The organism is Photobacterium sp. R1, assembly GCF_054600795.1.
In genome coordinates this window covers 1-346 of sequence record NZ_BAAHZP010000255.1, presented here as the reverse complement: position 1 = coordinate 346, position 346 = coordinate 1, and the positions used below count along the sequence as shown (strand labels likewise).

General features: G+C 53.8%; 1 pseudogene. It reads left to right on the top strand.

Annotated elements, in window-relative coordinates:
* Window positions 1-91 precede the first annotated feature (91 nt).
* Window positions 92-346, top strand: a pseudogene (locus ACYP03_RS24925) (CbbBc protein); the annotation flags it as partial.

Sequence of the window (346 nt, the reverse complement as noted above, 5' to 3'; positions counted from 1 at the left end):
TGCTGCCTCTGACGGGTCATTAGCGCCAGCGAGGGGATTGCATGATATCGGCAAGCTATAACGCCCAAGCCACGCAAGGAAGACAGTCACCATGACAGTGAAAAAATATAAAGGCTCAGCCGGTGGCTGGGGTGCACTCGCAAGCACCACACGCCATCTGGTGAAAAGTGAAAATATCACCCGTAACATACGTAATCTGATGAAAACCAATCAGGATCAGGGTTTTGACTGCCCGGGCTGTGCCTGGGGTGAAACCGAAGAACCGGGGCATTTCCGCTTCTGTGAGAACGGAGCAAAAGCCGTGAACTGGGAGGCAACCAGCCGTCGGGTGACCCCGGATTTCTTT